This window comes from Parahaliea aestuarii (genome assembly GCF_008064635.1).
In the GTDB taxonomy this organism is placed as follows: Bacteria; Pseudomonadota; Gammaproteobacteria; order Pseudomonadales; family Halieaceae; genus Parahaliea; species Parahaliea aestuarii.
Genome location: NZ_VRYZ01000001.1, coordinates 702,028 through 717,594 on the forward strand (window position 1 = coordinate 702,028; position 15,567 = coordinate 717,594).

Annotated in this window: 10 protein-coding genes; 9 read left to right on the forward strand and 1 reads right to left on the reverse strand. The window is 61.5% G+C overall.

The features are described from left to right. Positions 1-33: 33 nt before the first annotated feature. From FVW59_RS03210 to FVW59_RS03220, 3 genes are all read left to right on the forward strand, one after another. Positions 34-2,232, forward strand: a complete 2,199-nt coding sequence (locus FVW59_RS03210; protein ID WP_148062767.1) for a prolyl oligopeptidase family serine peptidase — start codon at positions 34-36, stop codon at positions 2,230-2,232. Then, positions 2,229-4,073, forward strand: a complete 1,845-nt coding sequence (locus FVW59_RS03215) for a M1 family metallopeptidase (RefSeq protein WP_246139608.1) — start codon at positions 2,229-2,231, stop codon at positions 4,071-4,073. The genes FVW59_RS03210 and FVW59_RS03215 overlap by 4 nt, the downstream gene beginning before the upstream one ends. 116 nt (positions 4,074-4,189) lie before the next feature. Continuing rightward, complete coding sequence (locus tag FVW59_RS03220; RefSeq protein WP_148062768.1) at positions 4,190-5,512, forward strand: M24 family metallopeptidase; 1,323 nt, start codon at positions 4,190-4,192, stop codon at positions 5,510-5,512. Positions 5,513-5,573: 61 nt separating this feature from the next. Here the strand turns inward: FVW59_RS03220 and FVW59_RS03225 are convergent, their stop codons facing one another. Continuing rightward, entirely contained in the window at positions 5,574-7,256 is a 1,683-nt protein-coding gene (locus tag FVW59_RS03225; RefSeq protein WP_148062769.1) for a DUF885 family protein, read from the reverse strand. A gap of 283 nt (positions 7,257-7,539) precedes the next feature. Here FVW59_RS03225 and FVW59_RS03230 point away from each other — a divergent pair, with 283 nt between their 5' ends. The 6 genes from FVW59_RS03230 to FVW59_RS03255 all read left to right on the forward strand — a co-directional run bounded on the left by FVW59_RS03230 (position 7,540) and on the right by FVW59_RS03255 (position 15,552). Further along, complete coding sequence (locus FVW59_RS03230; RefSeq protein ID WP_148062770.1) at positions 7,540-9,267, forward strand: alpha/beta hydrolase-fold protein; 1,728 nt, start codon at positions 7,540-7,542, stop codon at positions 9,265-9,267. A gap of 121 nt (positions 9,268-9,388) precedes the next feature. After that, a complete protein-coding gene (locus FVW59_RS03235; RefSeq protein ID WP_148062771.1) occupies positions 9,389-10,828 on the forward strand; it encodes a M20/M25/M40 family metallo-hydrolase in 1,440 nt (479 codons plus the stop codon). Beyond that, a complete protein-coding gene (locus FVW59_RS03240; protein WP_148062772.1) occupies positions 10,821-12,110 on the forward strand; it encodes a M24 family metallopeptidase in 1,290 nt (429 codons plus the stop codon). The genes FVW59_RS03235 and FVW59_RS03240 overlap by 8 nt, the downstream gene beginning before the upstream one ends. 61 nt (positions 12,111-12,171) lie before the next feature. Beyond that, positions 12,172-13,539, forward strand: coding sequence for a M24 family metallopeptidase (locus FVW59_RS03245; protein WP_148062773.1), 1,368 nt, complete (start codon positions 12,172-12,174; stop codon positions 13,537-13,539). Positions 13,540-13,631: 92 nt separating this feature from the next. Next, positions 13,632-14,963, forward strand: a complete 1,332-nt coding sequence (locus FVW59_RS03250; protein ID WP_148062774.1) for a M24 family metallopeptidase — start codon at positions 13,632-13,634, stop codon at positions 14,961-14,963. Positions 14,964-15,060: 97 nt separating this feature from the next. After that, positions 15,061-15,552, forward strand: a complete 492-nt coding sequence (locus FVW59_RS03255) for a MarR family winged helix-turn-helix transcriptional regulator (protein WP_148062775.1) — start codon at positions 15,061-15,063, stop codon at positions 15,550-15,552. Positions 15,553-15,567 lie beyond the last annotated feature (15 nt).

Here is a 15,567-nt window from a genome sequence, read left to right on the forward strand (position 1 = left end):
GCGGTCCTTTCCCGGAAAGGGCCGCTTTTTCGATTGCGGGGATTCCTGCGATGCCTGCAAAACGCAGCCATCGCCTGTGTTTACACCAGCGCAGTGGTCGCTGGTGCTGCTTCTGCGGCCGAAGACAATCTGCCGCCCCTGAGTCTCGAGCGGGTATTCGATACGCCGAGCCTGTTTGGTACACCACCGGCGATGCCGGTCTGGTCGGCGGACAGCGAACATCTGGCATTCATCTGGGCCGAGCCCGGTCAAACCCGTAGCGGCCTGTGGCTGGTCGGCCGGGATGGTGCGGGGCTCCGGCAGCTGGGTGACAACCTGCCGGCTGAGTCCGCGCCGGTGCGCGAGATCGCCTGGCTGCCAGACGCCAAATCGCTGGTTAGCCTGCGTGGCGACAGTCTCTGGTTGAGCACTCTCAGTGGCGACGACCGCCTGCTGGCAGATGAGCTGCCGGGAGCCTCCCATCTGGCGGTGGCACCGGGCGGTAAGCGCGTCAGTTGGCTCCGGCAGGGTGATCTCTGGATGCTGGATTTGTCGACCGGCAAGGTCACCGCGCTCACCAATGTGGGTATCGCCCCCCTCTCGGCGCTGGCGGCGGGCCGTTACCGGCGCCCCGAACGCGAGGTTGGCAGCGGGATCTGGGGCGGGCCGACCTACCAGTGGTCGCCCGATGGAAACCACGTGGCGCTGCATATTGTCGACCGCCGGGGAATGCGCAAGGTGTCTTTCCCCGACTACCTGGCACCGGAGGACACCTCCCCGAACTTTGTCAGGCGGGGCTACCCGGGTGACCCCAATGAATCCCGGTCGGTGGGCCTGCTCCATATCGAGTCGGGCGAGCTGACCCTGCTCGACCTGCGCGATACTACCGCCAACCAGGTGGTCAGTTTCGACTGGTCCCCGGCGGGCCGGCTGCTGCTGGATGTGGCGTCGGATACGGCGGTGGAGCGCTGGCTCTACACGGCAGATCCCGGCCAGAGTGCGCTCAGGGAAGTCTGGCACCATCGCCGGAGCAGCCGTATATACACCCGGTTTGGCGCGCGCTGGAGCGCCGATGGCAGCAGGATCCTGTTCCTCAGCGACCGGGAAAATTACTACGGCATCTACGCCCTGGACCCCGGTGTGGCCAACGCAGCGCCGCAGCGCCTCTCTGACCCGGGCTTCGATGCCCTGGCGGCTCCGGAGGTGGTGGCGGAAACCGGTGCGGTGTTCTTTCACGCCACCGCAGGGCAGCCCGCCGTGCGACATCTGTACCGTGCCGATGGCATCGGCCAGCCGGCAACCCGCCTTACCCGCCGGCCGGGGCATCACGATGGCTATCCCGCGCCGGATGGTCGCTCGTTGGCGTTGATCAGCAGCGATGACCAGCACCCACCCGAACTGTACATCGGCGCCGCTAGCGGTGAAGGTCTGCGGCGAGTGACGCACTCGCCCCTGCCGGAATTCGGGCAGCGGCAGTGGGCTCGCGCCCGCTATGTGACCTTTCCCAGTCACATCGACGATTACACGCTGCAGGCCCGCATTCTGGAGCCGCCGAAACTGAAACCCGGGCATCGCTACCCGGTATTGTTCGGGCCCATCTATTCCAACACCGTTCGCAATCGCTGGGCCGGCGTGTATACCCGGGTGCAGCAGCTTCTGGTGCAGCTGGGTTACATCGTGGTGCAAGTCGATGTTCGGGGCAGTACCGGCTACGGCCGTGATTTTCGCGAAGAGTTCCTGACGGATTTCGCCGGGGGAGATATCGAGGACGTGGTCAGTGCCGTCGACTATATGCGCACACTTCCCCATGTCGATCCCCAGCGACTGGGAATCTGGGGCAGTAGCTACGGTGGCACCATGACCGTGTATACGCTGCTGTCCAAACCCGGGCTGTTCTGTGCCGGCGTAGCGGGTGCGTCAGCTGTCGACCCCGCCTATTTCGGTACCGATGATGTGGCGATCGTGCGTACCCCGGACGTCGAGCCGGACATTTTTTCCCGGCGCGCTGAAGCCCTCGCGGGGAATCTGGAGGATCACCTGATGTTGATCCACGGCATGCAGGACCAGGTGGTGCCGTTCAGAACGATTGCTGCCCTGGCAGAGGCTTTGATCCGTGAGGGCAAGAACTTTGACGCCGTCTTCGTCCCCGGGGCGACACACGCCTGGCGCGATGAGACGCCCTATTCGGCGTTTCTGTTTGGCAAACTGATCGAACACTTTGACCGCTACCTGAAATCGGGAGACTGTCGATGAAACCGGAAACACCCTGGAAGAGGGCGGGTTACTGTGCCGTAGCGATGCTTGCTGCCGCGAATGCGTTCGGAGAGACCACCGACGGCGGGGTGGCCGACGGTGCAGCGGATGCTGTACCGGCCATAGTCATCAGCGCACTGGAGGCGGCGGCACGGGGGGAGGCGTTTGCCGACGACCTGCACCCGGAAACGGCCAAAACCGGCAAGCCCCCGTCATCCGTACAGCAGGCATTCGATGTGCGGCACTACGCCCTGTCGGTTCGCATCCAGCCGGAAAGCCGCTCCATCGAGGGGACGCTGGATCTCACGTTTCGCGCTATTGAACCGCTGTCGGCCATTGAACTCGACCTCGATCCGGATCTGACGGTGCACGCGGCAAGCATGGCAGGGGTTGCCGCTACTTTCGAACGCAATGGGGACAGCTTTACTGTCGCGCTTCCCGTGCAGGTCGATGCGGGAGAGACCCGGGTGGTCAGGGTGAGCTACGGCGGCCAACCTCACATTGCACTTGCGCCGCCCTGGCACGGTGGTTTTGTCTGGTCGGAAGTTGACGGCACGCCCTGGTTCGCCACCGCCGTGCAGACCGAGGGCTGTGACCTGTGGTGGCCCTGCAAGGATACCTACGCCGACAAACCGGAGGAGGGCGTGGAAGTGGCCGTGTCCGCCCCCCGCGGCGTGATGGTCGCATCGGTCGGCGTGCTGGCCGGGGTGACAGAGGGTGACGATGGCTTCGATACCTGGCGCTGGGTATCGCGCCACCCCTATACCGGTTATGCCATCGCCATTAATGGCGGTCCCTACGAGGTGATCGAGGAATCCTACACTGGCGTGAACGGCACCACCTATCCGGTGCAGTTCTGGGCGCTGAAAAAGAACGTGGATAAGGCCCGTAAACTGGTGCTCTCTGAAGTGTTCGACGACCTGGCCTTCTTCGAGAGGCTGCTGGGTCCCTATCCCTGGGGCGATGAGAAGGTCGGCTTTGTGGAAACCCCCCACCTGGGCATGGAACACCAGACCATCAACGGCTACGGCGAGCAATACAAGCGGGGCAAGCACGGTTTTGACCAGCTGTTGCACCACGAACTGGCGCACGAGTGGTTTGGCAATGTCATGACCCACCGGCGGCCGCAGGACGCCTGGCTACACGAGGGATACGGCGCCTACATGCAGGCGGTGTACGCCGAGGAGCTCGTTGGTGCCATGGGCTACTTTGATCGTATGTACGAAGCCTACGTGAGCAACGAGCATTGCCTGCCGGTGGTCAATCCCGGTGTCGGCGACGTCGGCGAGGCCTTCGACAATCGCGACATCTACACCAAGGGCGCCTGGATGCTGCACACGCTGCGCCGCTACATGGGCGAACAGCCCTTCTGGGGCGGCACGCGCCGGCTGCTGTATGACACCCGCGAGCCCTGGTCGCTTGCCTACCCGATCGCGCCGCGTTACCGCACCACCGAAGAGTTCATCCGGATCATGAGCGAGGAAGCGGGCGAGGATCTTTCCTGGCTGGTTGCAGCCTACCTCGATGAAGCCGGGATGCCCGAACTGCAGGCGCGGCGCCAGGACGGCCAACTGAAGCTTGCCTGGAAGGTGCCGGGTGATCGTCCCTTCCCGATGCCGGTCACTATCCGCATCAACGGTGAGGAGCAACGCGTGGCAATGGGGGGCGCACCGGTTGCTGTCCCGCTCCCCGACGGGGCCAGCGTGATTCTCGACCCACACAGTGACATCCTGCGGGATTTACCCATCATTGGCGACTGCGCCGAACAAACCGACGCGCAGATCCAGTACAACATCGATCGATTCACGCGCATGGCGCGGGAATACAGCTGGCAGCGCTGAACACGGCGCTGCCAGCTGCACCGGTTCCGGGGTGATCGCTGGCCGGGCCTGGTGGTGGCGGAGTGATCGGCGATGTACCGATATTGACGAGATAAGCAGAACAAGGATTACCCACCATGATTAAACGAAGTTTGCTGGCGGGAGTGGCGCTCCTGTCCACCATCGGCCTTTCCGGCAATGTCATCGCCAGTGGTGAGGCACAGCGGCGCTGGGAATTCATGAACCAGATACGGCAGGAGAAGTTCGATCTGGTGCTGCCCGAGGTCATGCGGGAGAACGGTGTCGATATGTGGATTACCGTCAACCGGGAAGGTTTCGATGATCCCCTGACGGAAGATTTCGGCAAGGGCTATGTCGGCGGCTACGGGTACTACATCTTTACCGATCGCGGCAACGGGCGCATTGAGCGAGCTGTGCTCGGGGTTGGCTCCGGCCTGGTGAAGGACAACGGTGCCTATGACATCTTTGGCAGTGCTGAAGAGCTGAGTGCCTTCGTCCAGGAACGCGACCCCAAGTCCATTGCGCTCAACTTTGCGCCGGATATCGGTGCCGCGGACGGCCTCAGCCATACCAGCTACCAGAAGCTCAGCCGGGAGCTGGGGCCGCGCTATGCCGGCCGATTTGTGTCGGCCCAGAAACTCGCCTCTGATTTCCGCTCGCGCCGGGTTGCCACCGAAATAGCCGGTTTTGCCCGCGCCGGGGAGATGTCCCGTACGATCGCTGAACGCGCGTTTTCCAATGAGGTCATCACCCCGGGCAAGACCACGCTGGCCGATGTGGCGTGGTGGATGCGTGAACAGCAGTTCGAGAACAACCTGGGTACGTCCTTCGGCCTGCCATCTGTCTACGTGACCGGCCCGGATGGCGTAAAGGCGACTTCCAACGACTATGTCATTCAGCGCGGTGATTTTCTCGCCATTGACTGGGGTGTCGGCTACCTGAATTTTTACACCGACATCAAGCGCCATGCCTATGTCCTGAAAGAAGGCGAGACCCACCTGCCGGAGAGTATCCAGAGGGCCTTCGACAACGGGATCACGGTGCGCGACATCCTGAAAGCGCACATCAAGGCGGGGCGCAGGGCGGGCGAACTTTACGAAGACATGCAGGCGCGGATCAATGACGCGGGCTTCCGCTTCATGGACTCCTTCAATAGCCCGACCAGTGACCCGGACATCGTCGATGTCATCATCGGCTGCCACTCCGTGGGCAACCTCGGTCACGGCATCGGCCCCTCCATCGCCTGGTTCAATCCAGAGCGGATGACCTATACGGTGAAGGAGTCCAACCTCCTGTCCATTGAGCTGTTTGCTTATACGGCCATCCCGGAATGGGGCGGCAGGAAACTCAGGATTCCTCTGGAAGACGACGCCGTTGTCACGGCCCGCGGCGTTGAATGGCTGTACCCTGTCAATCAACGGGTGCGCCTGATTCGCTAGTTGGGTAGCAGGCCAGGCCCAGCGGGAAAAGAAACCGGCGCCGGATGGCGCCGGACGAATATCAGAAGGGTTTGTCGGCAGCGCTGTCCATGATCCTGCGGATAGCGGTGTCATCGCCGGTCAGCTGCCAGTGCACCAGTGACATCGGCACACTGCCGGCGTTATTCAGTTCGCGGAAGAAATCCTTGACGGTGTAGTCCTCGTTTTCCATCTGGCGGGTGCGGTGCGCCAGGGTTTTCTCCAGCAGGTACTTGCCCGTCACATAGCTGGTGCCGTACCCCGGCTGGCGCAGGTACAAGTGCTGTTCGAACTGCAGCAATTCGGGCTCGTTACTCATCCAGCCACGGGGCGTCCACTTTACGTGCACCTGGCTCGCCTCGGCCATGTCCATGTCGTTGGCGTGGGCATATAGTGAGCCGAGCCCCCGGGCCGCGCGCTGCGCCAGCATGATCCAGACCAGTTCCCGCGAGCGCGGATTGCCTTTGTACAGTCCGGCATGCATGAACATCTCCTCCACGCCGGTGGCGGTACCTTCGTTGCGGCTGTCGAAAATATTGTAGAGCAGGGGGCCGCGCCGGATCGGGCTGGCGTGGGGTTCGGTGTCCATCTGCGCCAGGTCGAACCAGTGATAGAAATGGGAGTACAGTGGCGTGGGATCGATGTGGGCGCCGATGGTAAAAAAGTTGCGCTGCTCTGCCGGCACGTAGCCGATAAAGTGCTCGCGCAGGGCCGGCTCCAGGTAGTCCTTCTTGTCCAGAATATCCTCATCGAATAGCCAGTCCATGAACGCCCGGGCTTTTTCCTCCTCGAGCCGATCCATTGCCTCTTTTGAGTCCGCCGCTGTAGCCGGCGGCAGCTCGCGGTTGGCGTGCTCCTCCAGCTTGAGCGATGACCAGGATCGGTCAACTTCTCTCTCCAGCAGGCGAACCTCGTCCATCCAGCTCATGGGGACATAGTGAACCTGCTGCAGGTACCAGGTGTAGTTGTCGCGGCCGATACCTGAGGGGCCGTCTTTGGAGGGCAGTTCCGCCTTGAGCCAGGCGACGAGGTCTTCGGTTGCTGCGCTGGCCTTATCCAGCGCTGCGCGCATCGCCGGGCCGGGTGTCCCGATGCGGTCGCGAATCTGCTCGATAAGATTGCCCTGGTCCTCGATGTTGCGAATGCCCGCGCGCCAGAGGTCCCGGGCGTTTCCGGTCAGGTTTTGCCGGGCCTGCTGCATCAGGGGGGGAATGACGGCGAGCTCGGACAGCAGCCGTGCTTCTTCGGTCGCCGACAGCGGGAACTGGTAGGTCCACAGCTCCAGTACGGCGTGGTGTGTCGGGCCCTCGTGGGCCGGTACGTCACTGCGGTGGGCCCAGATCGACTGGTAAAAGGCCGGGTCCCGGACCCAGGGCTTCAGGACTTTATGGTTGAACTCGAAGCCGTTCATCTCTGCGCGCACCACGTGCCAGTCCACCTGCTGCTCAATGGGCCAGCCGCTCGGATCAATGGCTTCGAGTTGTTTGCGCAGTGCCAAAAATTGCGGGTACCGCTCATTGAAGCTGTCGGCACTGTAGTCCGGGGCGCCCTGTGTAAATGGCGGGCGCTCAAAAGCACGCCATTCCTCGAACAGCGTTACGAGGGTGGAGTAACTGCTGGTGCCCACCTGTGAGTCTCTGGCATTCGCTGTTAGCGTCGTGCCGGTCAGTGCGAGCAGCAGTAAAGCGCTGATCGCGACACGGCCACATCGGTAGAGGGATTTCATAGTTCAGGTCCTGTCGTGGGTTTGGGTTTGATGCACTTTGTTATTGGTATAGCGCTCGATTAGCAGATTGCGTGACGTGGTTACCGGGGGCACCCGGCAGCGAAGCCGGGCGCGGTCGGTGTCCCTGCAGCGGCCAGAATATTTTCACAGAAATACTATCCAGCATAATGTGAATATGGTTATATTATGTCATAACACTGCAACATTGGAATCTGGTTGTCCGCCGGACTCGATTCGCGGGCGCTCTCTAACGATCAGAACATGGCGCAATAAGGGGAAGTACATGGCGTTCAAAAAATTAGCGGGTCAATCGCTGCTGGTGAGCAGCCTGCTGCTGGCGGCGGCGCAAGCACAGGCCGAGAAATTCGAGTTACAGTTGCCCAGCTCGGCGCCAGAAGCCAGCTACGATGGTCGCCTGATTCTCATCCTGGCCGCCGATGACTCAAAAGAACCCCGCGACCAGGTCAGCGCTGATTTTGACGCGGCGCAAATCTTCGGTATCAATATCGACGGGATGAAGCGCGGGAAATCCGCCATCATCGACGGCGATATCCTGGGTTTTCCGGCGCGCAGCCTGAAAGAAGTGCCGGCCGGTGAGTACACTGTGCAGGCAGTGCTGCACAAATATGACACCTTTAACCTGGCAAACGGTAAAACTGTAAAGTTGCCGGCCGCGCGCGGTGCGGGTCAAAACTGGCGGAAAGAGCCGGGCAATCTGGTCAGCAAGCCCTTCAAGGTGACCTTTGACCCCGACAGCAACAAAACCATTGAAGTCAAGCTGAGTGAGGTGAACCCGGCGATCGAGGAACCGGTCGATACCGAGTTCATTCGTCACATCAAGATTCGATCCGAGCTGCTGTCAGAGTTCTGGGGAACCGACGTCTACCTGCGGGCCCATGTGCTGGTGCCGAAGGATTTCGACAAGCACCCTGAAGCACGTTTTCCCCTGGCCATCTTCCACGGCCATTTCCCGGCGGACTTCGGCGGCTTCAGCGAAACGCCACCGGATCCGGATGCCGAGTGCGTCTACAGCAAGCGTTTCGATCTCGACTGCTACAACAAGGTAGAGGCCCAGGAAGCTTACGACCTCTACCAATACTGGGTATCGGCCGATGCACCGCGGATGCTGATTGCGGAGATCGACCACAGCAATCCCTACTATGACGACAGCTATGCCGTGAACTCCGCCAATATCGGTCCCTATGGCGATGCCATCACCTACGAGTTGGTGCCGGCGATTGAGAAGGAATTCCGCGGCCTGGGGGCGGGCTGGGCACGCTTCCTCTACGGTGGCTCCACCGGGGGCTGGGAAGCGCTGGGTGTTCAGGTGAAATACCCCGATGAGTACAACGGTGCCTTTGCGGCCTGTCCGGACCCGATCGATTTCCGCCAGTTCATGACAGTCAACCTGTATGAGGATGACAATGCCTACTACCGGGAGGGTCCCTTCACCAGAATCGACCGCCCCTCTCACCGCAATTATCTCGGCCATATCTCCCGCTATATGGAAATGGAGAATCGCTGGGAGCTGGTACTGGGTGACAAAACCCGTTCCGGCCAGCAGTGGGATGTGTGGGAGGCCGTGTTCTCCCCCAACGGTCCGGATGGCTACCCGCAACGCATCTGGGACAAGGCCACCGGCGAGATCGACAAGGACGTGGCGCAGTACTGGCGCGAGAACTACGACCTGCGATATATCATGGAGCGCGACTGGGCTGAGCTCGGGCCAAAACTGCAGGGCAAAATCCATATCTACACCGGCGATATGGATAACTACTACCTGAATAACGCCGTCTACCTGACTGAGGACTTTCTGGAAAAGGCCGATCCGCCCTATGAAGGCGTAGTTGACTACGGCGATCGGGCCGAGCACTGCTGGAACGGCGACCACGAGAATCCCAACGCCGTGTCGCGGTTACGCTACAACACCTTCTACGTGCCCCGCATCCTGGAAAGGATTGAGGAGACGGCGCCGGAAGGCGCGGATCTGACCAGTTGGAAGTACAAGTAGGCTGCTTCAGCTTCCAGCCGGTTGAGCATGCTCTATCCCCTGTGTAGAGCCTTGTGGGGCAGAGTGCCGGTCTCCGGCATTCTGCCCTCTTTTTTCACCCGATAAACCCCAAGGAGCTGCCATGCGTTTCAGCTACCGTCCTCTGGCCGCCGCATTCTGTGTGGCCGTATCAGCGATGACTTTTTCTTCCATGGGCCAGGCCGCCGTCAGCGGGCAGCAAAAAGCCGACGCCGAAACCCTGCTCAAGGAACTGATTCCCTACCGGACCGCCAAGGGCTATGGCCAGGTGCCGGCCATGATCGACCACCTGGTGGGTAAACTGAAAGCTGCGGGCTTTGCTGATGAGGACATAGTGCGCCTGCCGCTGGAAATCGATGGCGAGAAAACAGCGGGCCTGATCGTGCGCTACCGGGCCGGGGGCATCGGCAAGCAGGCACCGGTGGCCTTCCTGGCGCACATGGATGTGGTGGACGCCGTCCCCGAAAACTGGGAGACCGATCCCTACGTCCCGCAGGTAAAAGACGGCTATCTCTACGGCCGCGGCAGCCAGGACAACAAGTTTGGCGTAGCGCTGCTGGTGTCGACCTTCGCCAACCTGAAACAGGAAGGCTTCGAGCCGAAGCGCGACCTGGTGCTGGCCTTCTCCGGCGATGAAGAAACCGGCATGCTCACCACGCGCGAGATTCTCAAGCATCCCTTTGTCAGGGAGGCGGAATTTGCGCTCAACTCCGATGCCGGGGGCGGCACCATGACCCGCGACGGGAAGGCGGTGGCTTTCTCCATGCAGGCGGCGGAGAAAACCTTCGCGACCTTCGTGCTGGAGACAAAAAACCCCGGCGGGCACAGCTCCGCACCCCGGCCTGAGAATGCGATCTACGATCTGGCGCGCGCGCTGGTCAGCGTGGAGGCGATCGGGTTTCCGGTCCGGTTCAACGAGATCACCCGCTCCATGGCGCAATTGGTCGCGCAGCGCGAAGGCGGCGAGGTCGGACAGGCCCTCAATACACTGTTGAAGGATCCCACTGACGCGGCGGCCATTGCCACCATGAAGCGTTATCCGCAGTTCTCGAACATGCTCTGGACGACCTGTGTCGCGACCATGCTCAAGGCCGGCCACGCCGAAAATGCGCTGCCGCAGGATGCCCGGGCCACCGTTAACTGCCGCATTCTCCCGGATACCGGCGGTGTCGAGCAGGTACAAGCCGTGCTGGCCGGGGCGATAGACAATGAAGGCGTCAGTATCACGCAACAGCGCGTGGCAGTGGAGAGCCCGGCCTCGCCCGTTCGCGAGGATGTCCTGGAGATACTGCAGGCCGGTGTGGCGGTGAATTACCCCGGCGTGACCCTTCAACCGACCATGTCTTCCGGTGGTACCGAGGGGCGCGAGTACCGGCGCGCCGGCATTCCGACCTATGGTGCGGGTAGCCTGGCGCTGGTGCGCCCTGACGACAGCCGTGCCCACGGCATCAACGAGCGTATTCCCCTCAAGTCCTTCGCCCGTGAGGTGGACTACTGGGATTACGTTGTACGCCGGGTCGGCGGGGGCACAGTCAATGAATAACGGATCGCGGCGTAGTTTCCTGAAAACCGGTGCGGCGCTGATCGCCGGGGGCAGCGGCGCTGTCGCTCTGGCCGGTGCAGGCGCCCCGGCGCCGGCAGCCCCCGAGGCCGGAAATCCTCTGGCGGGCCTGCCGGATATGGCCCGTGATGCACGCCTGATTACAGCGCAGGAGCGGAAACAGCGTCGCGACAAACTGCGGGCGACCATGCGCAAGCTGGGGCACGATGCTGTGCTGATCGAGCCGGGGACTACCCTGGAGTACTTCACCAATGTGAAGTGGTGGATCAGCGAACGGCTTACCGCGGTGCTCATTCCCGCCGAGGGCGACATGATGTTCGTAACGCCCTCGTTTGAAGAGAGCCGGCTCAGGGAACTGCTGGAAACAACGGCAGACGTGCTGACCTGGGAAGAAGACCAGGACCCCTTCGCCCTGATCGGCGCCTGGCTGAAGCGCAAGGGGCTGGCGAAAGGCACCGTGGCGCTGGACGAGTCAGTACGCCACTTTGTCGCCCACGAACTGGCGGCCGCCGCACCGGATGTCACCGTGACTTCTGCACGCCCCGAGGTGACCCGGTGCCGGGTGATCAAGTCCGCGGCGGAAATTGCCCTGATGCAGCTGGCCAGTGATATCACCATCCGGGCGTACCGGACGGTATACCCGATGATCGAGCGCGGCATGGGGCGTGAGGACATCGTACGCCTGATGTACCAGGCCCAGGCGCAGCTGGGAGCGGATAGTCCGGCCGGCGGTGCCCAGATCGGCAAGGGTAGCGCGCTGCCACACGGCTCTACCATTCCCGAGTTTGTGGACGACGGCGTAGTCGTGCTGATGGACTTTGGTTGCAGTGTCGGTGGCTATCGCTCCGATATCTCCCGCACCTTTGTGTTCGGGGAAGCGGATGCACACCAGGTGGCCGTGTGGAACCATGTCCGCAAGGGGCAGGAAATCGCCTTTGCCACGGCCCAGCCCGGTACGCCGGCCGGCGAGGTGGATGTCGCAGTGCGCCGCTACTACGAGAAGGCCGGTTACGGTCCGGATTATCGCCTGCCGGGACTCTCCCACCGAACCGGCCACGGTATCGGCATGGATGTCCATGAACCCATTAACTTCGTGCGCAACGAGCAGACCCCGCTGGCACCGGGCATGTGCCTGTCCAACGAGCCGGGGATCTATATCCCCGGCCGTTATGGCGTCCGCCTGGAGGACTGTGTGTACATCACCGAGCAGGGGCCGCGCTGGTTCTCGCAGCCCCCGCCGTCGATTGAGCAGCCGATGGCTTGAACAGGTTGTTATGTCGGCTGGTGGTAAAGCGGTTTTTACTGGACAAAGGTGCATTGATCGCATGAGAAAACAGATTTCGAAGGTGTTGGGTTCGCTGCTGATTGGCGGACTGTTGGGCGCGGGCAGTGTTGCTGCTTCCAATTCAGACATGCCCGGCCTGCCCGATCTGCAGCAGCGCGCCGCCGTGCAGGACCGCTGGCTGAAAGAGCGGCTGGATACACTGGTACCGGCGTTAATGCGCGAGGCAGGTGTGGATATGTGGGTGTTGATTGCGCGCGAGTACAACGAAGACCCGGTGCTGGAAACGATGCTGCCTGCGACCTGGATGTCGGCTCGCCGGCGCATGGTACTGGTGTTCCATGATCGTGGCGGAGATCTCGGGGTTGAGCGGTTGGCCGTGGCACGTTATCCAGTGGGGGATGTGTTTCCCTCTGCCTGGGATCCGGAGGCGCAGCCTGACCAGTGGGGGCGCGTCACTGAGATCATCAAAGAGCGCAACCCGCAGAACATCGCAATCAATATCTCTTCTACCTTTCCTCTGGCGGACGGGTTATCCGTGAGTCAGTACCGCGAACTGCGCGAGGCGCTTGGCGAGTCCCTGTCAGCCAGGCTGGTCTCCCACGACGCTCTGGCCATCGGGTGGCTGGAGACCCGGATTCCGGCGGAGATGAACACCTATCGCGCCATCATGCGTGTCGCACACCGTATCGTTGAGCGCGGGCTCTCCGAGGAAGTGATCACGCCCGGAGTCACCACTACGGATGAAGTAGTTTGGTGGTACCGGGAGACCCTGGCGGCGCTGAAAGTGGAGCCCTGGTGCCAGCCGAGTGTCAGCGTGCAACGCAGTGGCATGGCGACCTTTGACATTGAGAAGATGGTGCTGGAAAACGGCAACGTCATACAGCCGGGGGACCTGCTGCATGTGGACTTTTGTATGAGCTACATGGGTCTGAAGACTGATACCCAGCAGATGGCCTATGTACTGAAACCACAGGAGACAACGGCACCCGCGGGGCTACGCAAGGGGCTCAGCGCAGCCAACGCAGTGCAGGACGCGCTGACAGATAACTTCAAGGTCGGCCGTACTGGTAACGAGATACTGTTTGCCGCGCGCAAGCAGGCCCTGCGCCAGGGACTGAACCCGACAATCTATACCCACCCCATTGGCTATCACGGTCATGGTGCCGGCCCTGCGATCGGCTCCTGGGAGCACCAGAACGGCTCGCCGGGCACCGGCGATTATCCCATGCGTGCCAATACTGCCTACTCGATAGAGCTGAATGCCGTAGAAGCGGTGCCGGAGTGGCACGACCAGGAGGTGCGCTTCATGCTCGAAGTCGACGGTTTCTATACCGGCAGTGATTTCTACTACATCGACGGCCGGCAAACGGAACTGCTGCTGATTCCCCGGGCTGCCAACCCGCACTAGCGTGCAGCCTGGTTTGGCCCTGCAAGTAACAGACATGATCCGCGGCGTCGCCAGCGGATTGCAAAGCAAATGATACAGACAAGGTAGATACTATGCGTAAGCTGTTGATTCTCGTGGTCGCGATGGCCTGCTCGCGCAGCTGGGCTGCAGACATTGGTAGCATGCAGGAGCGCAGCCAGTTGATAGACCGCATTCTGGCGCAGCGCTTTGAGGATGTATTGCCGGGGCTGATGCGGCGGGAAAAGATCGACATGTGGGTCATTATGTCCCGCGAATACAATGAGGACCCGGTGATCAAGACGATGCTGCCTTCCACCTGGATCTCCGCGCGTCGCCATACCATGCTGGTAATCTACGACCCCGGTCCCGGGCAGCCGCTGGAGCAACTTGCCGTCGCCCGGTACGCCGTGGGTGACCTGTTCGAAAAAGCCTGGGACAAGGAGGCGCAACCGGACCAGTGGGCGGCACTGGCCGATGTGATTGCGGCGCGTGATCCCGCGCGTATTGCGGTGAATGTATCTGACAGCTTTGCACTGGCAGACGGCATGAGCAGTACCGAGCACCGTAAACTTCTGGCCGCGCTGCCAGAGGAACTCCGCACCCGGGTTGTGCCCGCTGAAAAGCTGGCCATTGCCTGGCTGGAGACCCGCAGCGAGCTGGAGATGGAGCACTACCCCGAGCTGGCCCGGATCGGCCACCAGCTGATTGCGACGGCTTTCTCCAACGAGGTGGTCACTCCCGGGGTGACCACGACCAGTGATGTGGTCTGGTGGCTGCGCGACCAGACCACCAAACTGGGCCTGGCCAACTGGTTCCATCCTACGGTGTCGATCCAGCGGGCGGACAGTGCCCAGTTTGACGCGGTTGAGGCGTTCAGCAAGAGACCCGGCGAGGAAGTGATTCAGCCTGGCGACCTGATCCACGTCGATTTCGGCATCACTTACCTGCGCCTGAATACCGACCAACAGCAACACGCCTATGTGTTGAAGCCGGGTGAAACCGAGGCGCCGGCTGGCCTGGTGAAGGCACTGGCAAACGCTAACCGTTTGCAGGATATCCTGACGGATAATTTCCGGACCGGGCGCAGTGGTAACGACATTCTGCGCCTGTCGCGGGAGCAGGCCATAGAAGAGGGCATCAAACCATCGATCTATACCCATCCGCTGGGTTTCCACGGTCATGCAGCCGGGCCGACCATCGGCATGTGGGACGATCAGGGAGGCCTGCCGGTGAAAGGCGATTATCCCCTGTATCCGGACACGGCCTATTCCATTGAACTGAATGCCGCCACCTATATCCCGGAGTGGGACAAAGAGATACCTATCAAGCTGGAAGAGGACGCTTTCTTTGATGGCGACACAGTGGAGTACCTGGATGGCCGGCAGACTTCGTTCCACCTGATTACCTCCGACCCGGCACCCTAGGCCGGAGCGTGGCTTACTGCGCGAAACGGTTGATGTATATTGTTCGCTTCATCCAATCACAAGGGGGCCAGCGGATGAAGTCCCCCGGAAACACATAATGAAGAATGACGCCCGTACGGGGATACCTGGAGAACTGGATTTTCGTTCACCCGAATTCGACCTGTTCGCATCCCCTTTCTATCTGATTGCCCATGCCGATTTTCACTACCACGAAGATTTGGACAGGGCGGCTGCCCGCTTCGGCCTCGACCGCACGGCCTACCGGCTGCTGACGACGCTGCACCGGAGGAGCCCGCTGAACATCAAGGACCTGGCGCACTACGCGCTGGTCAAGCGCTCTACCGCTACCCGGGCCCTGACCCGCCTGAAAGATGCCGGGATGGTGTCGCAAAGTATAGATAGCACGGATTCGCGGATCGTGAATGTGAACCTGACAGAGCTGGGGCGCGAGACAGCGGGCAAGATACTGCAGCTGGGGGACCGGCAACTGGCCCGGGCGATCGAAGGTATTAGTGAAGAGCGTCTGCGGGAGCTGACTACCACGCTGCGTCAGCTCGTTGTTAACCTGACCAAACTTCCCATCGATTGAACACCCGGTATTCGC

Bases quoted from the DNA above. Each gene is read 5' to 3' on its own strand.
- FVW59_RS03245 (WP_148062773.1), top strand. From the start codon at position 12,172: ATGAGAAAACAGATTTCGAAGGTGTTGGGTTCGCTGCTGATTGGCGGA.
- FVW59_RS03225 (WP_148062769.1), bottom strand. From the start codon at position 7,256: ATGAAATCCCTCTACCGATGTGGCCGTGTCGCGATCAGCGCTTTACTG.
- FVW59_RS03250 (WP_148062774.1), top strand. From the start codon at position 13,632: ATGCGTAAGCTGTTGATTCTCGTGGTCGCGATGGCCTGCTCGCGCAGC.
- FVW59_RS03235 (WP_148062771.1), top strand. From the start codon at position 9,389: ATGCGTTTCAGCTACCGTCCTCTGGCCGCCGCATTCTGTGTGGCCGTA.
- FVW59_RS03240 (WP_148062772.1), top strand. From the start codon at position 10,821: ATGAATAACGGATCGCGGCGTAGTTTCCTGAAAACCGGTGCGGCGCTG.
- FVW59_RS03220 (WP_148062768.1), top strand. From the start codon at position 4,190: ATGATTAAACGAAGTTTGCTGGCGGGAGTGGCGCTCCTGTCCACCATC.
- FVW59_RS03215 (WP_246139608.1), top strand. From the start codon at position 2,229: ATGAAACCGGAAACACCCTGGAAGAGGGCGGGTTACTGTGCCGTAGCG.
- FVW59_RS03255 (WP_148062775.1), top strand. From the start codon at position 15,061: ATGAAGAATGACGCCCGTACGGGGATACCTGGAGAACTGGATTTTCGT.
- FVW59_RS03230 (WP_148062770.1), top strand. From the start codon at position 7,540: ATGGCGTTCAAAAAATTAGCGGGTCAATCGCTGCTGGTGAGCAGCCTG.